At 55.8% G+C, this 24,178-nt stretch carries 19 protein-coding genes and 3 tRNA genes; 4 read left to right on the forward strand and 18 right to left on the reverse strand.

Annotated elements, in window-relative coordinates:
* Positions 1-45 precede the first annotated feature (45 nt).
* From rnr to nnr, 13 genes are all read right to left on the reverse strand, one after another.
* A complete protein-coding gene (gene rnr, locus OVA10_RS22295) occupies positions 46-2,493 on the reverse strand; it encodes a ribonuclease R (protein ID WP_100777891.1) in 2,448 nt (815 codons plus the stop codon).
* A gap of 38 nt (positions 2,494-2,531) precedes the next feature.
* A complete protein-coding gene (nsrR, locus tag OVA10_RS22300; RefSeq protein ID WP_100777892.1) occupies positions 2,532-2,957 on the reverse strand; it encodes a nitric oxide-sensing transcriptional repressor NsrR in 426 nt (141 codons plus the stop codon).
* A gap of 201 nt (positions 2,958-3,158) precedes the next feature.
* Positions 3,159-4,457 (reverse strand): adenylosuccinate synthase, encoded by a 1,299-nt coding sequence (locus OVA10_RS22305; RefSeq protein ID WP_100777893.1) that lies wholly within the window; start codon positions 4,455-4,457, stop codon positions 3,159-3,161.
* 102 nt (positions 4,458-4,559) lie between these two features.
* Positions 4,560-4,757 (reverse strand): DUF2065 domain-containing protein, encoded by a 198-nt coding sequence (locus OVA10_RS22310; protein WP_095280484.1) that lies wholly within the window; start codon positions 4,755-4,757, stop codon positions 4,560-4,562.
* A 71-nt stretch (positions 4,758-4,828) separates the two neighbouring features.
* Positions 4,829-5,833, reverse strand: a complete 1,005-nt coding sequence (gene hflC, locus OVA10_RS22315) for a protease modulator HflC (protein ID WP_100777894.1) — start codon at positions 5,831-5,833, stop codon at positions 4,829-4,831.
* Between the two features lie 2 nt (positions 5,834-5,835).
* Positions 5,836-7,098: an FtsH protease activity modulator HflK gene (hflK, locus tag OVA10_RS22320; protein WP_100777895.1), complete on the reverse strand. Its 1,263-nt coding sequence runs from the start codon at positions 7,096-7,098 to the stop codon at positions 5,836-5,838.
* A 60-nt stretch (positions 7,099-7,158) separates the two neighbouring features.
* Positions 7,159-8,439, reverse strand: coding sequence for a ribosome rescue GTPase HflX (gene hflX, locus OVA10_RS22325; protein ID WP_268196815.1), 1,281 nt, complete (start codon positions 8,437-8,439; stop codon positions 7,159-7,161).
* A 74-nt stretch (positions 8,440-8,513) separates the two neighbouring features.
* Positions 8,514-8,825, reverse strand: a complete 312-nt coding sequence (hfq, locus tag OVA10_RS22330) for an RNA chaperone Hfq (protein WP_006810391.1) — start codon at positions 8,823-8,825, stop codon at positions 8,514-8,516.
* A gap of 85 nt (positions 8,826-8,910) precedes the next feature.
* The gene (gene miaA / locus OVA10_RS22335; protein WP_100777897.1) at positions 8,911-9,861 is read right to left on the reverse strand and encodes a tRNA (adenosine(37)-N6)-dimethylallyltransferase MiaA; all 951 of its coding nucleotides are present in this window, start codon (positions 9,859-9,861) and stop codon (positions 8,911-8,913) included.
* On the reverse strand, positions 9,854-11,695 hold the full coding sequence (gene mutL, locus OVA10_RS22340) for a DNA mismatch repair endonuclease MutL (RefSeq protein ID WP_268196816.1): 1,842 nt from the start codon (positions 11,693-11,695) through the stop codon (positions 9,854-9,856). Before mutL ends, miaA begins: the two co-directional genes overlap by 8 nt.
* 9 nt (positions 11,696-11,704) lie before the next feature.
* A complete protein-coding gene (gene amiB / locus OVA10_RS22345; protein ID WP_100777898.1) occupies positions 11,705-13,048 on the reverse strand; it encodes an N-acetylmuramoyl-L-alanine amidase AmiB in 1,344 nt (447 codons plus the stop codon).
* A gap of 16 nt (positions 13,049-13,064) precedes the next feature.
* A complete protein-coding gene (tsaE, locus tag OVA10_RS22350; RefSeq protein ID WP_100777899.1) occupies positions 13,065-13,526 on the reverse strand; it encodes a tRNA (adenosine(37)-N6)-threonylcarbamoyltransferase complex ATPase subunit type 1 TsaE in 462 nt (153 codons plus the stop codon).
* Complete coding sequence (nnr, locus tag OVA10_RS22355) at positions 13,519-15,045, reverse strand: bifunctional ADP-dependent NAD(P)H-hydrate dehydratase/NAD(P)H-hydrate epimerase (protein WP_268196817.1); 1,527 nt, start codon at positions 15,043-15,045, stop codon at positions 13,519-13,521. The genes tsaE and nnr overlap by 8 nt, the downstream gene beginning before the upstream one ends.
* Here nnr and queG point away from each other — a divergent pair.
* Entirely contained in the window at positions 15,044-16,183 is a 1,140-nt protein-coding gene (gene queG / locus OVA10_RS22360; protein WP_102104433.1) for a tRNA epoxyqueuosine(34) reductase QueG, read from the forward strand. The genes nnr and queG overlap by 2 nt on opposite strands.
* Before the next feature lie 270 nt (positions 16,184-16,453).
* On the opposite strand, the gene OVA10_RS22365 is transcribed toward queG, so the two are convergent.
* The 4 genes from OVA10_RS22365 to orn form a co-directional block, all read right to left on the reverse strand.
* Positions 16,454-16,529: transfer RNA gene (locus OVA10_RS22365), tRNA-Gly, on the reverse strand.
* Between the two features lie 36 nt (positions 16,530-16,565).
* A tRNA-Gly gene (locus tag OVA10_RS22370) sits at positions 16,566-16,641 on the reverse strand.
* A 37-nt stretch (positions 16,642-16,678) separates the two neighbouring features.
* Positions 16,679-16,754, reverse strand: a tRNA-Gly gene (locus OVA10_RS22375).
* Between the two features lie 188 nt (positions 16,755-16,942).
* On the reverse strand, positions 16,943-17,488 hold the full coding sequence (gene orn, locus OVA10_RS22380) for an oligoribonuclease (protein ID WP_100777902.1): 546 nt from the start codon (positions 17,486-17,488) through the stop codon (positions 16,943-16,945).
* 107 nt (positions 17,489-17,595) lie between these two features.
* Here orn and rsgA point away from each other — a divergent pair, with 107 nt between their 5' ends.
* The 3 genes from rsgA (at position 17,596) to mscM (ending at position 23,043) form a co-directional block, all read left to right on the forward strand.
* Complete coding sequence (gene rsgA, locus OVA10_RS22385; protein WP_268196818.1) at positions 17,596-18,648, forward strand: small ribosomal subunit biogenesis GTPase RsgA; 1,053 nt, start codon at positions 17,596-17,598, stop codon at positions 18,646-18,648.
* Between the two features lie 97 nt (positions 18,649-18,745).
* On the forward strand, positions 18,746-19,714 hold the full coding sequence (asd, locus tag OVA10_RS22390) for an archaetidylserine decarboxylase (protein WP_102104431.1): 969 nt from the start codon (positions 18,746-18,748) through the stop codon (positions 19,712-19,714).
* Between the two features lie 17 nt (positions 19,715-19,731).
* On the forward strand, positions 19,732-23,043 hold the full coding sequence (mscM, locus tag OVA10_RS22395) for a miniconductance mechanosensitive channel MscM (RefSeq protein WP_102104430.1): 3,312 nt from the start codon (positions 19,732-19,734) through the stop codon (positions 23,041-23,043).
* A 92-nt stretch (positions 23,044-23,135) separates the two neighbouring features.
* Here the strand turns inward: mscM and epmA are convergent, their stop codons facing one another.
* A complete protein-coding gene (gene epmA / locus OVA10_RS22400) occupies positions 23,136-24,113 on the reverse strand; it encodes an elongation factor P--(R)-beta-lysine ligase (RefSeq protein ID WP_194514478.1) in 978 nt (325 codons plus the stop codon).
* Positions 24,114-24,178 lie beyond the last annotated feature (65 nt).

The raw sequence follows: 24,178 nt of genomic DNA on the forward strand, positions 1-24,178 counted from the left end.
CCGGGCAATTCTACGCTTGCCCGGCCGACAAAGGGTGAGGGAGTGTTACTCCGCCACTTTTTTCTTCGCAGCACGCTTCGCTTTGGTCGCGGCCGCTATTTTCTGGGTCTTGGCGGACGGTTTTTTCGCGCCTTTCTCTTTCTTCGCTTTGGGTGGTTTTGGCGCTGCTTTGCCTTTATCACCACGGAACGCGGCATCTGGCTCGAAGTTCACCTTTTTACCCGCCTGACGACGCCTGCCGCCGGTTTTACCGTTCGACCCTTTTTTCGCTTTTTCGCGCTCGGTTTTACCGACGTTACGCGGAGCACGTTCGCTTGAGATCAGACTGAAATCAATCTTACGTTCGTCCATGTTAACGGCTTCCACCTTCACTTCCACGCGATCGCCCAGACGGTAAGTCTGGCCGCCGGATTCACCCGTCAGGCGTTGACCAACCTGATCGTAGCGGTAGTAATCGTTATCCAGCGAGGAGACGTGGACCAGGCCGTCGATAAACAGCTCGTCGAGACGCACAAAGAAGCCAAAGCCGGTAACGCTGGCGATGACGCCTTTAAAGACATTGCCCACCTGATCCAGCATGAAGTCACACTTCAGCCAGTCCGCCACGTCACGCGTTGCTTCGTCGGCGCGACGTTCGGCCATGGAACAGTGCTGACCAAGCTGGAGCATCTCTTCCATGGAATAGTGGTAGCCGCCCGTTTCGGTGGTGTTGCCCTTATGCCCCTGCTCTTGCGCCAGCAGATATTTAATGGCGCGGTGCAGCGACAGATCCGGGTAACGACGAATCGGCGAGGTAAAGTGCGCATAAGACTGCAGCGCCAGGCCGAAGTGACCACGGTTTTCCGGATCGTAAATCGCCTGTTTCATGGAGCGCAGCAGCATGGTTTGCAGCATTTCCGCATCCGGACGATCGCTGATGGACTCCAGCAGCTCGGCGTAATCGCGCGGCTCTGGTTTACTGCCACCCGGCAGCTCCAGGCCCAGCTCCGCCAGCACCGAACGGAACGCGGTGATCGCTTCAGTGGTCGGTTTATCGTGAATACGGAACAGCGCAGGCTCTTTGGCTTTCTCAACGAAACGCGCCGCCGAGATGTTTGCCAGGATCATGCACTCTTCAATCAGTTTGTGGGCATCGTTACGCTGCGTCTGCTCGATACGCTCGATACGACGCTCAGCGTTGAAGATAAACTTCGCCTCTTCGCTCTCAAAGGAGATCCCGCCGCGCTCTTCGCGCGCCTGGTCCAGCACTTTGTAGAGGTTGTGCAGCTCTTCGATGTGTTTGACCAGCGGCGCATATTGCTCGCGCAGCTCCTGGTCGCCCTGCAGCATGTGCCAGACTTTGGTGTATGTCAGGCGCGCGTGCGAGCTCATCACTGCTTCATAGAATTTATAGCCGGTTAAGCGCCCTTTGGTGGAGATGGTCATTTCACAGACCATACACAGACGATCAACCTGCGGGTTCAGGGAGCACAGCCCGTTGGAGAGCACTTCGGGCAGCATTGGAACGACCTGCGACGGGAAGTACACGGATGTACCACGGCTGCGGGCTTCGCTGTCCAGCGGGGTGTTGGGGCGGACGTAATAGCTGACGTCAGCAATCGCCACCCACAAACGCCAGCCGCCGCCGCGTTTTTTCTCGCAGAAGACGGCGTCATCGAAGTCGCGGGCGTCTTCGCCATCAATGGTTACCAGCGGCAGATCGCGCAGATCCACGCGGCCGATTTTGGCCTCTTCCGGGACCTGCTCTTTCAGATCTTTGACCTGATTTTCAACCGCAGCCGGCCAGACGTAAGGGATTTCATGCGTACGCAGCGCCATATCTACGGCCATGCTGGTGCCCATGTTATCGCCGAGCACTTCCACGATCTTACCAATCGCTTTGGTGCGGCGCGTTGGACGCTGGGTGAGTTCGACTACCACCACAAAGCCCATGCGTGCGCCCATCACCTCTTCCGGCGGGATCAGGATGTCGAAGCTCAGACGGCTGTCGTCCGGCACCACAAAGCCCACGCCTGCATCGGTGAAGTAACGCCCGACGATCTGGCTGGTTTTGGGTACCAGCACGCGAACGACGCGCGCTTCGCGGCGGCCCTTGCGGTCAGCCCCTAACGGCTGCGCCAGAATCTGATCGCCGTGGATGCACATCTTCATCTGTTCAGAGGACAGATACAGGTCGTCTTTGCGGCCTTCTACGCGCAGGAAGCCGAAACCATCGCGATGGCCAATGACGGTGCCTTTGAGCAGGTCGAGACGTTCCGGCAGCGCGTAGCACTGGCGACGCGTAAAGACCAGCTGGCCATCACGCTCCATGGCACGCAGGCGGCGACGAAGGGCTTCAATTTGCTCTTCGCCTTCAATGTTTAATTCAACGGCAAGTTCTTCACGATTGGCGGGCTTTTCGCGTTTTGTTAAGTGTTCGATGATGAACTCGCGGCTTGGGATAGGATTCGCGTACTTTTCTGCTTCGCGTTCCTGGAAAGGATCATGTGACATGTCGGTTCCTCCGTTGTCAGCTCCGGTGGAAATTTTCTTCATTCCACCAGCAATAATTTATATAGCGGTTGATTCTCTTCAACCAAATCGGCCAGCGTGTAGTTATCCAGTTCCTTGAGAAAACTTTGCACAGCCGTAGAAAGCGCCTTTTTCAGGCGGCAAGCGGGGGTGATGTGGCAGAAGTCGCTGCTGCAGTTCACCAGAGTTAATGGCTCCAGTTCACGTACCACATCTCCAACACGAATACTCTGTGCAGGTTTTCCGAGACGAATCCCCCCGTTTTTCCCGCGGACGGCAGTTACGTATCCCGCACGGCTAAGTTGATTGATTATTTTGACCATATGATTACGGGACACGCCGTACACCTCTGTCACCTCAGAGATACTGGTCATCTGTCCTTGTGGCAACGACGCCATGTAAATCAGCGCACGTAAGCCGTAATCGGTGAAACTCGTTAACTGCACATCAACCTCAGGAAAAGGGAAAAACGCGGTCTAACCGCAGAGATATTCACTATTGATGATAAACCAGCCAGATACTTAGCGGCTAATTTATTTGACTGAAAGGGAGAAAGAGGAACTAAAAAGCCGGATACGCGTTGCTTATCCGGCTTAAGAAGCGTTTTGTAGGCCTGGCAAGCGTAGCGCCGCCAGGCAGAACGAGGTTTATGCGTCGAACGGGTCGCGCAGAATCATCGTTTCGGTACGGTCAGGGCCGGTAGAGATTATATCGATCGGCACTTCGGTCAGTTCTTCAATACGCTTGATGTAGTCCAGCGCGGCTTTCGGCAGACCGCTACGCTCTTTCACACCAAAGGTGGTTTCGGACCAGCCTGGCATGGTTTCGTAAATCGGCTCGATACCTTCCCAGTCGTCAGCGGCCAGCGGAGTGGTGGTCACTTCGCGGCCATCTGGCATACGGTAGCCCACGCAGATTTTCACTTCTTTCAGGCCGTCCAGCACGTCCAGCTTGGTCAGGCAGAAGCCAGACAGGGAGTTGATCTGCACTGCGCGACGCACTGCAACCGCATCCAGCCAGCCGGTACGACGACGACGACCGGTGGTCGCGCCAAACTCGTTACCTTGCTTGCACAGGAACTCGCCGATGTCATCAAACAGCTCAGTCGGGAACGGACCTGCACCCACGCGAGTGGAGTAAGCTTTAATGATACCCAGCACGTAATCCACATAACGTGGACCCAGGCCGGAGCCAGTCGCCACGCCACCCGCGGTGGTGTTAGAGGAGGTCACGTACGGATAGGTACCGTGGTCGATATCCAGCAGCGTACCCTGCGCGCCTTCGAACATGACGAAATCGCCACGTTTGCGCGCCTGGTCCAGCAGGTCAGACACATCCACAACCATACCGGTCAGGATGTCAGCAACCGCCATGACATCATCCAGTACTTTCTGGTAGTCAACGGCGTCTACTTTGTAGAAGTTCACCAGCTGGAAGTTGTGATATTCCATCACTTCTTTCAGTTTTTCAGCGAAGGTGGCTTTGTCGAACAGGTCGCCAACGCGCAGACCGCGACGAGCAACTTTATCTTCGTAAGCAGGGCCGATACCACGGCCGGTGGTGCCGATAGCTTTCGCGCCACGTGCTTTTTCGCGCGCCACGTCCAGTGCGACGTGATAGTCGAGGATCAGCGGGCAGGCTTCGGAGAGCAGCAGACGCTCACGAACCGGGATACCACGGTCTTCCAGGCCTTTCATCTCTTTCATCAGCGCAGCAGGAGACAGCACAACACCGTTACCGATGATGCTGGTCACATTTTCACGAAGAATGCCTGATGGAATAAGATGGAGGACGGTTTTTTCACCGTTGATTACGAGAGTATGGCCTGCGTTGTGACCACCCTGATAGCGTACAACATATTTAGCACGTTCAGTCAGAAGATCGACAATCTTCCCTTTACCTTCGTCACCCCATTGGGTGCCCAGTACGACAACGTTGTTACCCATTTTTCAAAATCACCGATTGCTTAAAAATGGATTCTACCACCGCTTTTTCAGAGTTACAGCACTTTTTGCCCTCAATATAATGCAAATCCGACCACTTTTTGATCAGCCAATCGTTTTCCTCAACATGTAGTAGATCACCACTCCTGCAACCACAAGACCCCCGCCAAAACGACGTAAAATATTATCCGGCAGTTGGGTCATAGTGGCGATCATTCGACGCCAGGCGCGCGGATAAAGCATCGGGCCAAGGCCTTCGAGCACCAAAACCAGAGCAAGCGCCAGCAAGATGGTGGAATTCATTTTAGCTCCTGATAAAAGAAAACCACCGCTCCGTTGAGAGCGGTGGTTTGATAACTCAAACGGGAATGAGTTTATCGCGTGGCGTTGCCTGGCGTCTTCATATAACGGAAGAAATCGCTGTCAGGACTGAGCACCATCACATCCTGATTGCTCTGGAAGCTGTTTTCATACGCTCGCAGGCTACGGATAAAGGCATAGAAATCCGGATCCTGGCTGAATGCATCGGCAAACAGTTTCGCGGCTTCCGCATCGCCTTCACCGCGCATAATGCGGCCCTGACGTTCGGATTCTGCCAGCGTTTTCGTCACTTCATAGTCCGCTGTCGCGCGCAGTTTCTCAGCCTCTTCCTGACCCTGTGAACGGTGGCGACGGGCTACCGCTTCACGCTCAGCGCGCATACGGTTGTAAATCGCTTCGGACACTTCCGCAGGCAGGTTGATCTGTTTGATACGCACATCGACCACTTCGATACCTAACGCCGCCATACTGTTCGGGTTGATCACCGGCACTTTGCCGTTGGTTTCAGCCTGAACACGCTCAGCCGCTTTAGCAATCGCATCGTCCGCTGCTGGCGTCGCAACTTCGTCTTCCGTGCCCGCAGTACCGGAGTTCAGCGCATCACGCACTTCCAGGGTCAGACGACCACGGGAGTCGGTCACGATGTCTTTCACATCCAGACGACCAATTTCAGAACGCAGACGGTCAGAGAACTTACGTTTCAGCAGCACTTCGGCCTGAGAGACGTCACCGCCGCCTGTTGCCAGGTAGTAACGGCTGAAGTCGCTGATACGCCATTTGATGTAAGAATCGACGATCAGGTCTTTTTTCTCTTTAGTGACAAAACGATCGGCCTGGTTATCCATCGTCTGGATACGAGCGTCGAGCATTTTCACTGATTCAATCATCGGGAGCTTGAAGTGCAGACCCGGTTCAAAGACCAGCGGTTTGTTTTCATCGTCACGAAGGACTTTACCGAAGCGCATGGTAATCCCGCGCTCGCCCTCTTTCACCACAAAGATGGAGGTATAAAGTACGACCAGCGCGATGATGATAATCGCAATAACTGACTTACGCATCGTTATTCCCCCTGACGCTGGCTGTCGTTACGCTGTGCGTTGGCACGGCGTTGGTCCATGATGTCACCATCGCTTGAAGAAGACGTGGTATTGGCGCTGGAATTGCTGCTGGATGCCGGAGGCAGACGCAGCAGATTGTTTGCTCCGCTGTTATCCTGTTTTGCCGCAGGCGCATTACCGCCTTTCAGCATCTGGTCCAGCGGTAGCACCATCAGGTTGCCACCTTTGTTGTCGTTCACCAGCACTTTACGGGTGTGGCTCAACACTTTCTCCATGGTCTCGATATACAGACGCTCACGGGTAATTTCCGGGGCAGCTTTATATTCCGGCAGGAGCTTCGCGAAGCGAGCCACTTCACCCTGGGCTTCCAGGATGGTCTGAGTCTTATACGCACGCGCCTCTTCGAGGATACGCTGCGCCTGACCGTTAGCACGAGGCTGAACTTCGTTGGTGTAAGCTTCAGCTTCACGGATGTATTGCTGTTCGTTTTCACGCGCGGCAATTGCATCATCGAAGGCGGCTTTGACCTCTTCCGGCGGACGAGCGGCCTGGAAGTTGACGTCTAGCAGGGTGATACCCATGTTGTACGGACGGATGGTCTCTTCCAGCTCGCGCTGGGTATCGCTACGAATAACGGTACGACCTTCGGTCAGAATACGGTCCATGGTGTATTTACCGATCACGCCACGCAGGGCGCTGTCGGTAGCCTGACGCAGACTGTCGTCGGCGCTGGTCACACTGAACAGATAGTGCTGCGGATCGGTGACGCGGTACTGCACGTTCATCTCAACGCGCACCACGTTCTCGTCAGAGGTCAGCATCACGCCAGACGCCGCCAGTTCGCGTACCGATTCCACGTTTACCGCAGTCACGTTATCCACGAACGTTGGCTTCCAGTTCAGACCCGGCTCAACCAGATGGCTAAACTTACCGAAACGAGTGACCACACCGCGCTCAGCTTCTTTAATGGTGTAGAACCCGCTGGCAGCCCAAATGATGACCACAGCAGCAGCAACAATGCTCACTACGCGGCCACCCATGTGCGGGCGCGGACCCTGAGTGGAATTTCCACCCGAGCCAGAACCTTTACCTGTACCGAAACCACCAAGCTTTTTGCTCAGCTTGCGAAAGATATCGTCCAGATCAGGAGGCCCCTGCTCGCGACCACCTTTGTTGCCATTTCCCCCAGAGTTGCCGCCTTGATTATTGCTGCTTCCCCACGGGTCGCGGTCTTGTCCGTTATTACCGGGCTGATTCCACGCCATGTATATGCTCCATATTTGTTATGCAAGGGCGAATTTTCAGGCTCGTGCACCTTTATCTGGTCAGACGACGTAGTCCACCAGCGTAGGTTCTTGTTTACAGAGGCGACGCCAGTCAACGATCGGCATACGCACCTGCATCACCAAGCTGCCGTCATCCTCCATCCACTCTTTTTCTATCGCCTGAAGCTGATAAAACCGGCTGCGCAGCCTGCCTTCCTGTGGCGGCAGACGCAGCGTGTGCTGAGCCACCTCACCAGAAAGACGTTCTGTCAAAGCCTGGAAAAGTAGTGGCACACCGACACCGGTCTGAGCGGAAAGCCAGACCCGAATCGGTTTGTTCTCTTCATCTCGGTCGATACGTGGCTCGAAATCGTCCAGCATATCGATTTTGTTCATCACCAGAAGCGTTGGGATCTCGTGCGCATCGATCTCTTCGAGCACGGTATTCACCGCGTCGATGTTTTCCTGCACGCGAACATCCGCAGCGTCGATGATATGCAGCAGCAGCGTCGCCTGACGCGTCTCCTGCAGTGTGGCTTTAAACGCGGCCACCAGGTCGTGTGGCAAATGACGAATAAATCCTACGGTATCCGCCAGCACTGTTTCACCCACATCCGCAACGTCAATGCGACGCAGCGTCGGGTCAAGGGTCGCAAACAACTGGTCTGCGGCATAAACCTTGGCCTCAGTGATCTGGTTAAACAGGGTGGATTTACCGGCGTTGGTATACCCCACCAGCGACACCGTTGGGATGTCAGCTTTGGTTCGCGAACGACGTCCTTGCTCACGCTGTTTTTCAACTCTTGCCAGACGTGAGAGGATCTGGGTAATACGGCCGCGCAGCAGTCGACGGTCGGTTTCGAGCTGGGTTTCACCCGGACCGCGTAAACCAATCCCGCCTTTTTGCCTTTCAAGGTGGGTCCAGCCGCGCACAAGACGCGTGGCCAGATGACGCAATTGCGCCAGCTCAACCTGCAATTTCCCCTCGTGGGTACGTGCACGTTGAGCAAAAATGTCTAAAATCAGTCCGGTACGGTCGATAACACGACATTCGCACAGGGCTTCCAGGTTACGCTCTTGAGCCGGAGATAGCGCATGGTCAAACAGCACGACGGACGCGCCGGTTGCTTTTACGGCTTCCGCAATTTCGACTGCTTTACCTTCACCAACAAAAAACTTTGGGTGCGGGGCTTTACGGCTACCGGTAATCACCTGTAATGCTTCGACACCGGCAGAAGAGACCAGAGCTTCAAACTCCTGGAGATCTTCCATATCTTTGTCTTGCGTAAAATAGATGTGTACCAGTACCGCATGCTCGCCGGCATCATAACGGTCAAACAAGCGTATTATCCTCAAAATAAATCAGCGGGGAACGCAGAAACCTGGCTCCCCGTGTGGAAAAACAGCCCGTTACCTTATTCGGTTTCTTCGCTGTCCTGCGCAGGAGCAGAAGAGCCCTGTGCGTTGCTGCCATGATGGTAGTTACTACCGGTGCCGCCGCCAGCGTTGTTGCTGTGATGAGATACTGGACGAGACGGAACAACAGTAGAGATAGCGTGCTTATAAACCATCTGGCTGACCGTGTTTTTCAACAGGATCACGAACTGATCGAAAGACTCAATCTGACCTTGCAGCTTAATACCATTCACCAAATAAATAGAAACTGGAACACGTTCACGACGCAATGCGTTCAGAAACGGATCTTGTAAAGATTGCCCCTTAGCCATTCTATCTTTTCCTTATATGCTTGTTATGTACTTAGAACCTTGCGATTCTGAAAAATTGCGCACGATACGACTTAATTGTACACATTCAGTCTGCGATAGCACCCACAACCTGTAAAACTTCATTGTACGCCTGGTCTGGCTTCTCACTGTCTAACCAGTGGATACCGTCCCAACCGCGCAACCAGGTTATCTGGCGTTTCGCTAACTGTCTGGTGGCGCAAACACCTCGATAAACCATTTCATCGTATGAGATCTCGCCTTCAATGTATGACCACATCTGGCGGTATCCGACACAACGAATGGAAGGCATGTCCGTATGCAAATCTCCGCGAGCAAATAGCGCCCGCACTTCTGCTTCAAAACCTGAAGCTAACATCTGATGAAAACGCTGCTCAATTCGTTGATGGAGCAGTTCACGGCTCGCCGGGGCGATGGCGAACTGATGCACCTGATACGGCAGAGCCTCTCCTGACGTTTGCGTCAGTTCCGTTAAAGTTTTACCCGAAATGAAAAAAACTTCCAGTGCCCGGGAAAGCCTTTGCGGATCATTTGGATGAATCCGTGCTGCGGCAACCGGGTCAATTTCCTCCAGCTGCTTGTGCAACGCGCCCCATCCTTGCTCTGCCGCCTGCTGCTCAATTCTGGCTCTCACCTCAGGGTCTGCGGATGGCAAGGGTGATAACCCTTCCAGCAGCGCCTTGAAGTAGAGCATGGTCCCGCCAACTAACAACGGTATCCGGCCCGCTGCGGTGATCTCGGCCATTTGCGCCAGCGCATCGCGGCGGAAATCCGCTGCGGAGTACGCCTGGGACGGGTCGAGAATATCCAGCAGTCGGTGCGGTGCCGCGCGCAGTTCTTCTGCGTCTGGCTTCGCCGTGCCGATATCCATCCCTTGATAAATAAGGGCGGAATCGACGCTAATCAACTCTACTGGCAAAACTTTACGTAGCTCAATGGCTAACGCGGTTTTACCCGAGGCCGTTGGGCCCATTAAAAAAATCGCCTTTGGCAGGCTCGCCTTACTCACATCACTCATTTTTCAGGGCATTCATCGCCGAATCTAAATCAACACGTTGTAATAAACCACCCGGCGGTGCTTTGACCAAATGAGGGCAAAGACGTTCAACTTCGGCCAATACGGTAATGGCTTGCGCCATATTCCACGGATGATGGTCGCTCGCTAAATGACGGGCGATCCACTGCGCGGTATTGGTGGCATCAAAGGTCGTTTGCTGCGCCAGGTAGCCTATCAGTTCAGGAATCAAGTTTTGTAAATTTTGTTGGCGTAAGGGTAAAGGCACCGCGCGAATCGTCACATGATGCGCCTCTAACACAAATTCGATGCCCATTTCCGCCAACAGCGCTTTCGCACGGTTTAACAGGCCGGCTTCGTCCGCTGAAATTTTGAGCCGAACCGGAATCAGCAGCGGCTGAGCACAGGCCGCATTTGCCCCGGGCGTCACCTGTGCCTGCTTCAGCCAGCGCTCCGCAACCGGTAACGCCAGCAGAGCCAGTTTCCCGTCACGCTCCAGCAGCGCCACATCCGGCGCAATGATGGTTAACACCCGACCAAAACTTTGGCTGTGGCCTTCCAGCGCAGGGGCCGATGGCGCCACGGGCTCTTTGCGCTCTACGGCTGGAGTATCCAGCAATTTGCTATAAAGCGCACCCTGCTGCTTTTGATAACCCGGCGCATGAGGGTAATTCGCCCCGCTCGGGCGCGGCGCCTGGCTGGTCGGGGAATAGCGCGGGGTTTCGGGTTCACGGGCAACGGCGGGTTCTGCAAACTGGTTACGGCCAGCCGCCACGCGGTTTTCCGGGATCGGACGCGGCGCGGCGCTCTCTTCTTCCAGCGGCAATACCGCTTCCGCCTGCAGCTGTAAAACGCTCAGCACGCCCTGATAGATAAAATCATGGACCAGACGCGACTGGTGGAAACGCACTTCATGCTTGGCAGGATGCACGTTGACATCCACCTGATGCGGATCGATTTCAAGATAGAGAACAAACGCAGGCTGCTGATCCGCGCCGAGTTTATTTTCACAGGCCTGGCGGATAGCGTGGTTGATCAGACGATCGCGCATCATGCGACCGTTGACGTAACAGTACTGGATTTCCGCCAGCGCCGCGTTCATGGATTTTGGATCGGCCACCCAGCCGCGCATCGCGAGATCGCCGTGCTGCCATTCAATTGCCAGCGCCTGTTCCAGGAAGCCGGTCCCGCAAATCGCCCCCAAGCGACGCTCTTTCTGCCCGCCTTCCGCAACGGCGCGATACTGGCGCATCACTTTGCCGTTGTGGCTCAGGTTGATCGTCACGTCAAAACGCGCCAGCGCGATGCGGCGAATGATTTCGTCGATGTGGCTAAATTCGGTTTTTTCGGTGCGCATAAACTTGCGCCGCGCCGGGGTGTTATAGAACAGATCCAGCACTTCCAGCGTGGTGCCCACCGGATGCGCGGCGGGTTTGACGGTCACGTCCATGTCGCGCCCTTCCGCGTACGCCTGCCAGGCTTCCTGCTGTTCGGCGGTGCGGGAGGTGAGCGTCAGACGCGAAACGGAGCTGATACTGGCCAGCGCTTCGCCGCGAAAACCGAGGCTGATAATGGCTTCCAGATCGTCGAGAGAGGCAATTTTACTGGTGGCGTGACGCGCCAGCGCCAGCGCCAGCTCGTCTTTTTTGATCCCACAGCCGTTGTCGCGAATGCGGATAAGTTTGGCACCGCCGCGTTCGATATCAATATCGATGCGGGTGGCTCCCGCATCGAGACTGTTTTCAACCAGCTCTTTCACGACCGATGCAGGACGCTCCACCACCTCGCCGGCGGCGATTTGGTTCGCAAGCTGCGGCGGCAGAACCTGAATCGGCATGATCTCTCCTTAGTTGGTCGCGCTCATGTCGCCAGGCAGGGCGGCGCTGGCGGTTTGACCCGCGCCCCCTTGCGGCGCTGACTGGAGCGGATGCGCGGCAAAATAGTTGCGCAGACCGTTATAAATCGCATCGGCAATTTGCTGCTGATAGCTGTCGCTGCCCAGCAGGCGCTCTTCGCCGTTATTGGTGATAAAACCGGTTTCAACCAGAATCGACGGGATATCCGGTGAGCGTAACACCCCTAAACTCGCATGCTCAGGACGGCGTTTGTGGATCGCACCGACGCGCTGAAGCTGGCTAATCACGTTCGTCGCCACATCATACCCGACGCGCTGAGAATGGCCGAATTGTAAATCCAGCACCGCCTGGCTGAGATACGGGTCGGACTGGCTGTTCGCCAGCACGTCACCTGCGCCGCCGAGCAGTTCAGACTGTTTCTCATGCTCCTCGAGCCAGTTCGCCATTTCGCTGTTCGCACGACGATTTGACAGCACCCACACCGACGCACCGGTCGCGCTGCGATTCGGCGCAGCATCCGCGTGAATCGACACCAGGAAGTTGGCGTTTTGCTTACGCGCCACGTCGGAACGCCCCATCACGGAGATAAAGTAGTCGCCGTCGCGGGTCATGACGCCTTTAAACATCGGATCGTCATTCAGCAACGCGCGCAACTTACGCGCAATCGAAATCGTGACGTTTTTCTCCTGCGTACCACCCGGCCCAATCGCGCCAGGGTCCTGACCGCCGTGACCGGCATCAATGGCAATGATCACTCTCTCATCGGACGACACCGCACGGGCGCGCGCCGCGGGACGCGTCACGGTATTGCTGCTGGTGACGCTGGTAAGACGATCGTTTTGCGCTTTGAACGGATTCCGCGCCGGTTCAGAAGGACGCGGCGCGACCACCGGCTGCTCTACACGTTGTGCCACGACGGGCGCTGGCGGCGGAGGGGGCGGCGGCGGAACATCGGCATTGATGGTAAAGACCACGGTGTAGTTAGCACCATTTTGCTGCTTCACCGCACGGGTTTTGCCGTTTTGCGTCAGATCCACCACCAGTCGCAGGGACTGAGGATCTTTTGCATTGCCGGAGCGAATACTTTTCACCAGGTTATTCCCGCTAAACTGCAGCGGTAGCCCCTGGATCACGCCGGTCTGTTTAATATCCAGCGCAACGCTACGTTTATCGACCTGGGTAAAGGCGTAATCGGGATCGCCCATAAAACTGAAGGTGATACGCGCCTGCGCATCACCGTTGGACACCTGAATGTCCGATAAGCTCGCCGCACCGGCCTGCGCGCACAGCAGCACCGTGGCGGCCAACAACCAACCTTTAACGCGATTAATCATCCCGTTATCCCTTCATTCAGCTGGCTAAGCGAGCCAGCAAGGAACAGCCTGATGAGGAAACTGCACTGATGCGTGCCTCACGCCCTTGCGCCTGGTAATCTAAGTGAATTTCGACATCCGGGTCAGGCAACACACCCGCACCTTGTTGCGGCCACTCCACCAGGCAAATGGCATCGTTGGCGAAATAGTCACGGATACCCATAAATTCCAGCTCCTCTGGGTCCGCAAGACGGTAAAGATCAAAGTGATATACCATCAGATTGTCGAGCGTGTAGGGTTCGACCAGGGTATAGGTCGGGCTTTTTACATTCCCTTTGTGGCCTAGCGCCTGTAAAAAACCCCGGCTGAAGGTGGTTTTACCCGCGCCCAAATCACCGTACAGATAGATGACGGTGGCACCGTCACAGGCCAGTGCCAGGCGCTTGCCGAGATCCAAAGTTGCCTGCTCGTCGGGTAAAGCAATCACACGATTAGTCATTTTCTACGTCAATCACATCCGGGTTAACAACACGCCGCAGCGTGTCAAAAATATCGGTGGCCAGCATGCCGCGCGTTCCATACTGCACCGCCACTCTATCAGCGGCGGCACCGTGCGCCACGCAGCCTGCAATAGCTGCATCATAAGGGGTAAGTTTCTGTCCAAGCAACGCGCTGATAATGCCGGAGAGCACATCGCCCATTCCGCCACTTGCCATTCCCGCATTGCCCGCGTCGATAATGCCCAACGCGCCAGATTCACAGGCCACTATCGTGCCTGCCCCTTTCAGAACCGCAACACCCCCATAACGTTTTACCAGACGCTGCGCAGAAAGTAAGCGATCGCTTTCAATTTCTGCGACGCTGCAGTTAAGCAGCCGCGCGGCTTCGCCGGGGTGTGGCGTCAGGATGCGATTGTGACGTTTATCAGGATTGATTGCCAGAAGGTTCAGCGCGTCGGCATCCCACAGCATCGGTTTACGGCAATTCTCGACTTTCTGTAGCGCTTTTTTGCCCCAATCCTGTTGACCCAGCCCCGGGCCTATCGCCACCACGTCCGCCCAGGCCAGGCTCTCTTCGAGAGAGTGCGGCGTGAGTTCGCTGACCATCAGTTCAGGGCGAGCGGTAATTAACGGCGGGATGTTTTCGATGCGAGTGAGCACTCGCACCAGACCCGCGCCCGCTCGCAGAGCGGCCTCTCCGGTCATGCGAATCGCCCCTGCCGTGCCGTGATCGCCACCTATGACCACCAGTTTTCCGTGATCGCCTTTGTGGGACGTCGGACGGCGCGGCGGCAGCCACTGCGCAAGCTGGGAAGCATCAAAACGGGAAAGCGACGTCTCCTGGCCCGCAAGCCAGCTATCCAGGCCGAGTGCATGATGGTGAAGTGTCCCCACCACATCACGTGCTTTGCCGGTCAACAATCCAGGTTTAAGGGCGATAAAGGTCACGGTAGCCGTGGCGTGAATCACCGCGCCAGGCGTCGCGCCCGTTTGCGCCAGCAGGCCCGAAGGAATATCCAGGGCGATTACGGGAGCGGGATGGCTGTTGGCATGTTCAATCAGTGTCGCAACGTTCTCGCGCGGAGCCTGGCTCAGCCCGGTGCCGAGTAAACCATCAATAATCAGATCGATACCCTCTGGCCAGACGATATCCGCAGCATGGATCACGCCACCGGCGTTTAGCCAGGCGTCTCGGGCTTCGCTCGCCTCGTCTGGCAACGGTTTGTCGCTCTCCAGTGCCAGCAGGGTCACATTCAGGCCAGCGGCGGCGGCCAGTCGGGCCACCACGTAGCCATCGCCGCCGTTATTGCCGTGCCCGCAAAGAATCAACCAATGAGTGGCGTGCGGATAGGCTTCACGCGCAACGCGAAACGCCGCTTCGCCCGCGCGGAGCATCAGCTCATACAGGGTAATGCCCAGGCTATCTGCCGCCTCTTTTTCAGCGCGTCGCAGGTCATCCGCAGGCCAAATGGAATGTGGTATACTTGCGGGGATTTTCTTCACCGTATGGTCCGTCATGTCACAGCCCCTCGATCTCAATCAATTAGCGCAAAACATTAAACAATGGGGCGCTGAGCTTGGCTTTCAGAAAGTCGGTATCACCGATACTGATCTTTCCGCGAGCGAGCCAAAACTGCAGGCCTGGCTGGACAAACAATACCACGGCGAAATGGAGTGGATGGCGCGTCACGGGATGATGCGCGCCCGGCCCCACGAGCTTTTACCGGGTACCCTGCGCGTCATTAGCGTTCGCATGAACTACCTCCCCGCTAACGCGGCGTTTGCCCGCACGTTGAAAGATCCCTCCCTGGGTTACGTCAGCCGATATGCGCTTGGGCGTGATTATCATAAGCTTTTGCGTAACCGCTTAAAAAAACTCGGGGAAACTATCCAGCAGCACTGCGGCTCGCTGAATTTTAGACCTTTTGTCGACTCTGCGCCTATTCTTGAGCGCCCTATCGCTGAAAAAGCCGGGCTTGGCTGGACAGGTAAGCACTCACTTATCCTCAGCCGCGACGCAGGCTCATTCTTCTTTCTCGGTGAATTGCTGATTGATTTGCCGCTGCCGGTCGACGGCCCGGTCGAAGAAGGGTGTGGTCGCTGCGTAGCGTGCATGACCATCTGCCCGACAGGAGCGATTGTCGAGCCTTACACCGTGGATGCACGCCGCTGCATCTCGTATCTCACCATCGAACTGGAAGGGGCGATCCCCGAAGAGTTCCGCCCGCTGATTGGCAATCGAATTTATGGCTGTGACGACTGTCAGCTCATCTGCCCCTGGAATCGCTACTCGCAGCTCACGGATGAAGACGATTTTAGTCCGCGTAAAGCGTTACATGCGCCGAAACTGACGGAGCTGTTTGCCTGGGACGAACCGTATTTCCTCAGGATCACCGAAGGTTCGGCAATTCGCCGTATCGGCCATCTGCGCTGGCTGAGAAATATTGCCGTTGCGCTAGGAAATGCTCCCTGGGACGAGGCCAATATTCAGGCGCTTGAAAAGCGCAGAGGTGAGCACCCACTTCTCGACGAACACATAGAATGGGCGATTGCGCAGCAAATTGAGAAGCGAAACGCCTGTGTAGTCGAGGTGCAATTACCTCAGAAAAAACGTCTGGTGAGAGTGATCGAAAAGGGGCTTGTGCGCGACGCCTGAACTATTCACAGCCTGTGAATAAAATCATGAAGTCAGCAACCATCGGGCTTTGCAGAGAGGTCAAGAGATCTCAATAACATTTTGAAATGATATTTTTAGCTTTATATTCAATTGGTTATGAATATACCGTTCACCCTGCGAAGGTTTTTGGGCTTTTAGCAAAATAGTGGGATCTGTGGATAACTCTGTTCACAAGAGTTTGTCAGAAACAAAAGAAAGCGTCCCCAACGAAGCATTTCGCTGTGGATAAACTGGGTATGAAGAAGAATTTGGAGCGGGAAACGAGACTCGAACTCGCGACCCCGACCTTGGCAAGGTCGTGCTCTACCAACTGAGCTATTCCCGCTTGGGTGGTGCGTGTCTTGCGACACTTTTCAAATTTTGGAGCGGGAAACGAGACTCGAACTCGCGACCCCGACCTTGGCAAGGTCGTGCTCTACCAACTGAGCTATTCCCGCTTGGGTGGTGCGTACATCTTGCGATACTTTTCAAATTTGGAGCGGGAAACGAGACTCGAACTCGCGACCCCGACCTTGGCAAGGTCGTGCTCTACCAACTGAGCTATTCCCGCAAAAATTTGTTGCTGTCGTAACGTGTAATTCTCTGTCGTTACGGGAGGCGCATTATACGAGAAATCCTTTTAGCTGCAACCCCCCTGAAAGCGATTTTTTTGAAATCCTGTTCAAGTGCCTAATTAATCGGCAAGCTGCACAATTTAACGGCAAAAACCCGGCTGCGCAAGCGCGCCGGGCAGCAAACTTACAACTTAATAAAGTTTTCGCGGTAATACGCCAGCTCAGCCACCGACTCACGAATATCGTCCATCGCCTGATGGGTGCCCTGCTTCTTAAAGCCATCCAGAATTTCCGGTTTCCAGCGACGCGCCAGCTCTTTCAGGGTGCTGACATCCAGATAGCGGTAATGGAAATAGGCTTCAAGCTCCGGCATGTACTTAAACAGGAAGCGGCGATCCTGGCCGATGCTGTTACCGCAGATCGGTGATTTACCGGCAGGCACCCACTGTTTCAGAAACTCAATGGTCGCCAGCTCCGCGTCGCGATCGCCCTGAGTGCTGGCTTTCACGCGCTCTACCAGTCCGCTGCCGGTATGGGTGCGCACGTTCCAGTCGTCCATCAGCGCCAGCTGTTCGTCAGACTGATGTACCGCAATGGTCGGGCCTTCCGCCAGAATGTTCAGGTTGGCATCGGTCACCAGCGTTGCGATCTCAATGATGCGATCGCGCTCGGGATCCAGACCGGTCATTTCAAGATCAATCCAAATCAGGTTGTTTTCATCCGCGCTCATGTTATTTTCCACCCTTCTCGCATAACCGGCAGTAGCAGGTTAACTAGTATTAATTAGTGTGTATCATAGAGGTTTTGCCCGATACGGGCGACCAGGAGTCAGCACGATTGAGTAAAAATAAACTCTCCAAAGGGCAACAGCGCCGTGTGAGTGCCAACCATCAGCGCCGTCTTAAGACCACTTCGGAGAAACCCGATTACGACGACAACCTGTTTGGCGAAACGACCGAAGGCATGGTGATCAGCCGTTTCGGCATGCACGCCGATGTGGAAGCCGCCGACGGTAGCGTCCACCGCTGCAACATTCGTCGCACCATCCGTTCACTGGTGACCGGTGACCGCGTGGTATGGCGTCCAGGCAAAGCGGCGTCCGAAGGTGTCAACGTAAAAGGGATCGTCGAAGCGGTTCATGAGCGCACGTCCGTTCTGACACGCCCCGACTTCTACGACGGCGTTAAACCGATCGCTGCCAACATCAATCAGATCGTGATTGTATCGGCGATCTTACCCGAGCTTTCGCTCAATATTATCGACCGCTATCTCGTGGCCTGCGAAACGCTGGACGTTGAGCCGCTGATCGTGCTCAACAAAATCGATCTGCTGGATGACGACGGTATGGCATTTGTGAACGAGCAAATGGACATCTACCGTAATATTGGCTATCGCGTACTGATGGTCTCCAGCCACAAGAAAGATGGCCTGAAACCGCTTGAAGAGGCGCTCACCGACCGCATCAGCATCTTTGCGGGTCAGTCTGGCGTGGGGAAATCCAGCCTGTTAAATAATCTTCTGGGGCTGCAGGAAGAGATCCTGACCAACGATGTGTCCGACAACTCCGGGCTGGGTCAGCACACCACCACGGCCTCGCGCCTGTACCACTTCCCACACGGCGGCGATGTCATTGACTCTCCAGGGGTGCGTGAATTTGGTTTGTGGCACCTTGAGCCGGAACAAATCTTCAATGGATTTGTCGAATTCCATGACTATTTAGGCGCTTGCAAATACCGCGACTGTAAACACGATAACGACCCTGGCTGCGCCATTCGTGAAGCGGTTGAAACCGGGAAAATTGCCGAAACCCGTTTCTACAACTATCACCGCATCCTCGAAAGCATGGACCAGGTAAAAACGCGTAAAAACTTTTCTGATTCTGATAACTGACAACTAAGCTAAGCGTCGCTAAAATCGTCCCCTTTTTTCAGGTTCCGGCGCTGTGAAGCCGGATCAGGAACGACAAAACAATGGCCTGGAGGCTACCTTGTTAAACTCATTCAAACTTTCGCTTCAATACATTCTGCCTAAACTATGGCTCACCCGCCTGGCGGGCTGGGGCGCGAGCAAACGAGCGGGCTGGCTGACTAAGCTGGTTATCGATCTGTTCGTTAAATACTACAAGGTCGACATGAAAGAGGCGCAGAAGCCGGACACCGCCAGCTACCGCACCTTTAACGATTTCTTTGTCCGCCCATTGCGTGATGACGTTCGTCCGCTGAACACCGACCCGAATGTGCTGGTGATGCCGGCAGACGGCGTGATAAGCCAGCTTGGCAAAATCGAAGAAGACAAAATCCTGCAGGCCAAAGGCCACGACTACAGCATGGAAGCCCTGCTGGCAGGTAACTACCTGATGGCAGACCTGTTCCGCAACGGCTCATTTGTCACCACCTACCTCTCGCCGCGCGACTATCACCGCGTACACATGCCGTGCAACGGTATCCTGCGTGAGATGATCTACGTGCCAGGCGATCTGTTCTCCGTGAACCATCTGACGGCGCAAAACGTCCCGAACCTGTTCGCCCGTAACGAGCGCGTCATCTGCCTGTTTGATACTGAATTCGGTCCAATGGCGCAGATTCTGGTGGGTGCTACCATTGTTGGCAGCATCGAAACCGTCTGGGCTGGCACCATCACGCCGCCACGCGAAGGTGTAATCAAACGCTGGACATGGCCGGCTGGCGAAAACGAAGGCTCGATTGCCCTGCTGAAAGGCCAGGAGATGGGTCGCTTCAAACTGGGTTCTACCGTGATCAACCTGTTCGCGCCGGGTAAAGTGAATCTGGTGGATTCTCTGCAAAGCCTGTCCGTGACCAAAATTGGTCAGCCGCTGGCTATCTCGACGGAAACCTTCGTGACACCAGAAGTCGAGCCAGCGCCACTGGCAGAAGAAGAGATTAAAGCCGAACACGACGCCAGTCCGCTGGTTGACGACAAGAACGACCAAGGCTAACCAAAGGGGTTACTGAAGTGCGCCCGATTATCATTTTTCTGATGGCCTGGTGCCTCAGTACAGGGGCGTACGCAGCGACAGCCCCTGATGCCAAACAGATCTCTCAGGAACTGGAGCAGGCAAAGGCGGCCAAACCCGCCCAGCCGGAAGCCGTTGAGCAGCTCCAGGCCGCGCTGAACGCGCTTGAGGAACGTAAAGGTTCCCTCGAGCGCGCAGAGCAATATCAGCAGGTTATCGATAACTTCCCCAAACTCTCCCAAACGCTCCGCTCGCAGCTGAATAATTTACGCGATGAGCCGCGTAACGTTCCGTCGGGCATGACGACGGACGCCCTGAATCAGGAAATCCTGCAGGTCAGCAGCCAACTGCTGGAGAAAAGCCGTCAGGCGCAGCAGGAGCAAGAGCGGGCGCGTGAAATCGCAGATTCGCTCAGCCAACTGCCCCAACAGCAAACCGATGCTCGCCGCCAGCTGAACGAAGTCGAGCGTCGTATCGGCACCCAGCCCGGTAATAATCCGCAAAATCTCAGCCTGCAGGCCGAATCGGCCAAACTGAAAGCCCTGGTCGATGAGCTGGAGCTGGCCCAGTTGTCTGCCAATAACCGTCAGGAACTGGCGCGAATGCGTTCCGAACTGGCGCAGAAACAGGGCCAGCAGCTCGATACCTATCTGCAAGCCCTGCGAAATCAGCTTAACAGCCAGCGTCAGCGCGAGGCAGAACGCGCGCTGGAGAGCACCGAGCTGCTGGCAGAAAACAGCGAAAATCTCCCGGCGGGGATCGTGGCGCAGTTCAAGATTAACCGCGAACTGTCCGCAGCCCTGAACCAGCAGGCCCAGCGTATGGATCTGGTGGCCTCGCAGCAGCGTCAGGCGACCAATCAAACCTTACAGGTGCGTCAGGCGCTGAACACCCTGCGCGAACAGTCCCAGTGGCTGGGCTCATCGAATTTGCTGGGCGAAGCCTTACGCGCTCAGGTAGCGCGTCTGCCGGAGATGCCTAAGCCGCAGCAGTTGGACACGGAAATGGCGCAGCTGCGCGTCCAGCGTTTGCGTTATGAAGATCTTCTCAACAAACAGTCTCAAGTCCGTCAGCAGCATCAGGCCGATGGCGAGCCGTTGACCAGCGAAGAGAACCGCATTCTCGACGCTCAGCTGCGCACTCAGCGCGAGTTGCTGAACTCTCTGCTGCAGGGCGGCGACACGCTGATTCTGGAACTGACCAAGCTGAAAGTCTCTAACAGCCAGCTGGAAGACGCGCTGAAAGAGGTGAACGAAGCCACGCACCGCTATCTGTTCTGGACCTCTGACGTGCGCCCGATGAGCATCTCCTGGCCGATTGACCTCGTGCAAGACCTGCGCCGCCTGATTTCACTGGATACCTTTGGTCAGTTGGGCAAAGCGGGCGTGATGATCCTCACCAGCAAAGAGACGATTTTCCCGCTGCTCGGCGCGCTGATTCTGGTTGGTTTTAGCATATACTCGCGCAGGCACTTCACCCGTTTCCTGGAGCGTTCCAGCGCCCGGGTGGGGAAAGTGACGCAGGACCACTTCTGGCTCACGCTGCGCACCGTATTTTGGTCGATTCTGGTGGCGTCCCCGCTGCCGGTGCTGTGGATGACGCTGGGTTATGGCCTGCGAGAAGCCTGGCCGTATCCGCTCGCCGTAGCGATTGGCGATGGCGTGACGGCCACGGTGCCGTTGCTGTGGGTGGTGATGATTTGCGCGACCTTTGCCCGTCCGAACGGGCTGTTTATCGCCCACTTCGCCTGGCCGCGCCAGCGCGTGACGCGGGCGATGCGCTATTACCTGATGAGTATCGGGCTTATCGTGCCGCTGATTATGGCGCTCATTATGTTCGATAATCTCAACGACCGTGAGTTTTCCGGCTCCCTCGGACGTCTGTGCTTTATGCTGATCTGCGGCGCGCTGGCGATGGTAACCCTGAGCCTGAAACGAGCCGGGATTCCGCTGTATGTCGACAAAACCGGCAGCGGCGAAAACATGGTGAACCGCATGCTGTGGAACCTGCTGCTCAGCGCTCCGCTGGCGGCGATTCTTGCCGCAGCAGTTGGGTATCTGGCAACCGCCCAGGCTCTGCTTGCCCGTCTGGAAACGTCGGTGGCGATCTGGTTCCTGCTGCTGGTCGTGTATCACATTATCCGCCGCTGGATGCTGATTCAGCGTCGCCGACTGGCGTTTGACCGTGCCAAACATCGTCGCGCCGAAATCCTCGCCCAGCGTGCGCGTGGCGAAGACGATCCGCACAGCACCAGCAGCACTGAAGGCACAACGGAAGTGGACGAGGTCGAACTGGATCTGGATGCCATCAGTACCCAGTCCTTGCGCCTGGTGCGCTCCATCTTGATGCTCATCGCGCTGCTGTCGGTGATTGTACTGTGGTCCGAGATCCACTCGGCGTTTGGCTTCCTTGAGAACATCTCTCTGTGGGATGCCACATCTACGGTGCAGGGCGTCGAAAGCCTTGAGCCGATTACGCTGGGAGCGGTGTTGATTGCGATTCTGGTGCTGATCATTACCACCCAACTGGTACGTAACTTCCCTGCTCTGCTGGAGCTGGCGCTGTTACAGCATCTGGATCTCACCCCCGGCACCGGATATGCCATCACTACGATTACCAAATACCTGATTCTGCTGTTTGGCGGACTGGTTGGCTTCTCGATGATTGGGATTGAGTGGTCCAAACTGCAATGGCTGGTCGCGGCACTGGGTGTCGGTCTGGGCTTTGGTTTGCAGGAGATCTTCGCCAACTTTATCTCCGGCCTGATCATCCTGTTCGAAAAACCCATCCGCATTGGCGATACCGTGACGATCCGCGATCTGACCGGGAGCATCACCAAGATCAACACCCGTGCAACTACCATCAGCGACTGGGATCGCAAAGAGATCATCGTGCCGAACAAGGCGTTTATCACCGAGCAGTTTATCAACTGGTCGCTGTCCGACTCCGTCACGCGTGTGGTGCTGACCGTTCCGGCGCCATCAGATGCTAACAGCGAAGAGGTGACGCAGATTTTGTACACCGCTGCCGAGCGCTGTTCGCTGGTGATCGATAACCCGGCACCGGAAGTGTTCCTGGTCGATTTGCAGCAGGGGATTCAGATTTTCGAACTGCGTATCTACGCCGCCGAGATGGGCCACCGTATGCCGCTGCGTCATGAAATCCACCAGCTGATTCTGGCCGGGTTCCGCGAGCACGGTATTGATATGCCATTCCCACCGTTCCAGATGCGTCTGGAAACACTCGATGGGCGTAAAACGGGAAGAACGTTGACGTCTGCGGCGCGCAAGCGCCCGGCGGGAAGTTTGTAGGGTGAGTAGGGTCTGATGCACTCACCCGCCCTCTCCCTCAGGAGAAGGGCTCACATAAAAAACCCTCTCTCGAGAGGGTTTTTGCTGCTTATCTAGGCGCGATCAACCGTAAACGCAATCACATCGCCTAATTGCTCGGCACCGAGCGCCAGCATCACCAGACGATCCACACCCAGCGCTACGCCGGAGCAGTCTGGCAGACCGGCTTTTAATGCTTCCAGCAGATGGGTATCAATCGGCTGCTGCGGCAGGCCGCGCGCGGTACGCTTGCGGTTATCCTGTTCGAAGCGCTGCTGCTGTTCGCGGGCATCGGTCAGCTCGTGGAAACCATTCGCCAGTTCCATGCCTTTGTAATAGACCTCAAAACGCTCGGCGACGCGGTGATCTTCGGTGCTGATCTGCGCCAGCGACGCCTGACTTGCCGGGAAGTGATAGACAAAGGTCGGGCGGTCTTTACCAATCTGCGGCTCTACGCCAAAGGTGAACAGCAGTTGCAGCAAGGTATCGCGATCTTCTTCTGTATCCGCGACGTTGCTCAGATCCAGCTTCGCCGCCACTTCACGCAGCTGCGTTTTGTCCGCGGACAGCGGATCGATTTCCAGATGACGCTGGAAAACCTGCTGATAAGAGAGCGTCTCAGCACCGGCGCACTCAAGCACCTGTTGCAGCAGATCGTCCACTTCGTTCATCAGACGGTACATGTCGTAATGCGGGCGATACCACTCCAGCATGGTGAATTCTGGGTTGTGGTGACGCCCCATCTCTTCATTGCGGAAGCTGCGGCACAGCTGATACACCGGGCCACAGCCCGCCGCCAGCAGGCGCTTCATGTGATATTCCGGGCTGGTCATCAGGTACAGATTCATCCCCTGAGAGTGACCAGGACCGACAAAACGGGTTTCAAACGGGACCAGATGAATATCTGTTACCGTCGCCTGACTCATGCACGGCGTTTCCACCTCAAGTACACCACGGTCAGCAAAGAAGCGGCGAATTTCTGCCATAATTGCTGCACGTTTTAACAGGTTAGGGATGGTTGCGCTCGGCTGCCAGGTGGCCGTTTCGCTCATGGGAATTTTCTCCGGATTCAGACAAGGGCACGAAGTCTACTCGTTAGCGGGGAGAGAGACAAATT

This window comes from Lelliottia sp. SL45, assembly GCF_026672535.1.
GTDB lineage: Bacteria > Pseudomonadota > Gammaproteobacteria > Enterobacterales > Enterobacteriaceae > Enterobacter > Enterobacter nimipressuralis.